Below are 2,321 nucleotides of genomic sequence, written 5' to 3' on the forward strand. Positions count from 1 at the left end.
GCTCGTTCCTCATCAACCGCGAGGAGACGCGCAGCATCCTCGAGGGCGAGGCCGCGCGCAACGACATCTCCGCGGTCACGCAGCTGGTCAACGACGTGCTGCTGCCCAACTACGGATGGCTGCAGTGGGTCATCACCTTCGTCGAGCTCGGCGTCGGCGCGCTGCTCATCCTCGGCCTGGCCTCGCGTGGCGCGGCGCTGGTCGGCCTGGGCCAGCAGCTGTTCTTGCAGCTGCTCTACCTGTCCAGTGGACGCTGGATGTTCGAGCAGCCACACGAATGGGTGCCACTGCTCATCCTCCTCCTCGTGCCCGCCGGGCGGGTATGGGGCCTGGATCGCCGCTTCGTTCACCGCGGGGTCCAGCGTCTTCGGGGATTCCCGTTCTGATGGCGGGAGCGTCCGGACGCGGTTTCGGGCTCGCAGCGCTGGTGGTGTCCCTCGCGCTCGTTGCGACGGCGTGCGCGGGCGACGACGAGCAGGGCACCGATCAGGCCGCCACCCAGCAGGAGCAGACGGCCACGAACCAGACGCAGACCCGGGAAGAGCAGGCGCCCGCCGCGGCCACCGGCACGATCGTCGGACGCGCGACCGACGAGGACTCGGGCCGCCCGCTGTCGGACGTCTACATCGTTGTGGGCTACCAGGGCGTCCAGCGGGCCGCCGTCACCGGCCCCGACGGCCGCTACGTCGTCCCCGAGGTGCCGGCGGGGGAGCCGGCGGCGATCCTGGGCTTCCACGAGAACAACTACCGCTACCACAACAGCCGCTACGACGCGGACGTCGTTCCGCGGCTCGAACCCGGTCAGACGTTCGACTACGACTTCACCGTGCGCCAGCTCGGTCCCGGCGGTCAACCCGAGGTGAGCGACGCCGCGATCGGCACCGCGACCGCACGTCCCGGCGACACGGTCGAGTTCGGCCTCACGGTGACGGAGGGCGGCGAAGGCGGGCTGTCGGAGGAGGTGTTCGCCGCGAGTCCCGAGCTCGGGCGCGTCGCGTGGCTCAGACCGGCGGAGGGCAATCGCTTCCGCGGCGCGCTGACCATCCCCCGCGACACCCCGCCGGGGGACTACCCGTTCGCCTTCTTCGCCGCGAGCAAGAAGTGCTACGACCCCGAGACCTTCCCGCGGCGGGTTCTGCGGGTCGTGGCGCCCTGAGCCGACGGGCGGGTGCCGCTGGCCGGCAGGCCGGCGCGTGGCGTGCCGGCCACCAGATGGGCGGCGAGCAGCTCGTGGATGCCCGGCCAGCGCTCCTGCGTCGCGTCCGGGTCGCGCGCGGCCAGCGCCTCCTGCGCTGCCGCGCAGAGCCCGTCGACGGCGTCCAGGACGGGATCGTCGTCGACGTGCTGGCAGGCCAGGCGCGCGAGCGCGAGCGCCTCGTCGACGGCCCGCTCGTCCTCGAGGTTCATCGCGAGCGAGCTCCCCCGGAAGCCCCCCGGGTGATCAGCCGGCAGCGCGGCGTCTTCGGCCAGGTCGTCCCATCCGAAGAGCCCGAGCGCGGCCGTGCCGCCGTGAAAGAAGGCGACCACCCCGTCGACCGAGGAGGCGGACCGCCGCCAGCCGAGGTGCTCGTAGAAGCGGGTGGCGCGCGCGAGGTCGGCGACGCGCGGCTCGGAAAGGGTGCAGACGACGTCGTTGTCGGCGGGCAGCCGCGCCCGCGTGACGCCCGAGGCGACCATCGACGTGTCGCAGAGGATCGGGGCGCCGGCGCGCAGGGCGGCCTGCGCGGCGGCGGCGAAGCCGGGGGAGGCGGCGACGTCGTGGGTGAGGTCGACCATGCCGCAGGCGTGGATCATCCGCACGACGGCGCGCGCGAGGATCGGGTCGAAGGCGTCGAGGTCGGCCTCGGCGCGGATGGTGGCGAACGAGCGGCGGTAGATCTCCGCGCCGTCGCGCAGGTAGGTCGTCACGACGGCTCGCCGGGTTCGTGGAGGAGCACAAGCGTGTCGGCGATCGTTTCGGCGTCGCGTCGCTGCCCGTCCGCCATCTGCACGGTGAGCCCCGCCTCGCCGCCCGCGACGATCGCCGGGTGACGCGTGTGCTGGTTGTCGTGACCGTCATGGCCGAACTCGTTGTGCCAGAAGATCACCGTGTTATCGAGGATCGAGCCGCCCGACGGATCGAGCGGATCGGTCATCCCCGCGAGCTCTTCGAGGACCGCCGCGAAGTGCCCCGCCGCCCAGCGAAGGCCGAGGCAGTACCCGCGCCGCAGCGTCGTCTTCGTCTCGCCGGACGCGTTCCAGTAATCGTGGACGAGGTTCTCGTGGTAACGGTACGTGTCGCCGTAGATGCCGACGACACCGGAGCTCCTCACCTCCGGGAC

General features: G+C 72.2%; 4 protein-coding genes. 2 read left to right on the plus strand and 2 right to left on the minus strand.

The genetic code is table 11. From position 1 onward, the window contains the following. Positions 1–386: DoxX family protein (locus KY462_16880; protein ID MBW3579373.1), on the plus strand; the 386-nt coding region annotated here is incomplete at its 5' end. Beyond that, on the plus strand, positions 386–1,156 hold the full coding sequence (locus tag KY462_16885) for a carboxypeptidase-like regulatory domain-containing protein (protein MBW3579374.1): 771 nt from the start codon (positions 386–388) through the stop codon (positions 1,154–1,156). The genes KY462_16880 and KY462_16885, both read left to right, overlap by 1 nt. On the opposite strand, the gene KY462_16890 is transcribed toward KY462_16885, so the two are convergent. Together KY462_16890 and KY462_16895 are read right to left on the minus strand one after the other, a co-directional pair. Next, the gene (locus KY462_16890) at positions 1,105–1,908 is read right to left on the minus strand and encodes a precorrin-8X methylmutase (protein ID MBW3579375.1); all 804 of its coding nucleotides are present in this window, start codon (positions 1,906–1,908) and stop codon (positions 1,105–1,107) included. The two genes, KY462_16885 and KY462_16890, sit on opposite strands and share 52 nt — an antisense overlap. Continuing rightward, positions 1,905–2,321: hypothetical protein (locus KY462_16895; GenBank protein ID MBW3579376.1), on the minus strand; the 417-nt coding region annotated here is incomplete at its 5' end. The genes KY462_16890 and KY462_16895, both read right to left, overlap by 4 nt.

Source organism: Actinomycetota bacterium, assembly GCA_019347675.1.
Taxonomy (GTDB): Bacteria; Actinomycetota; Nitriliruptoria; order Nitriliruptorales; family JAHWKO01; genus JAHWKW01.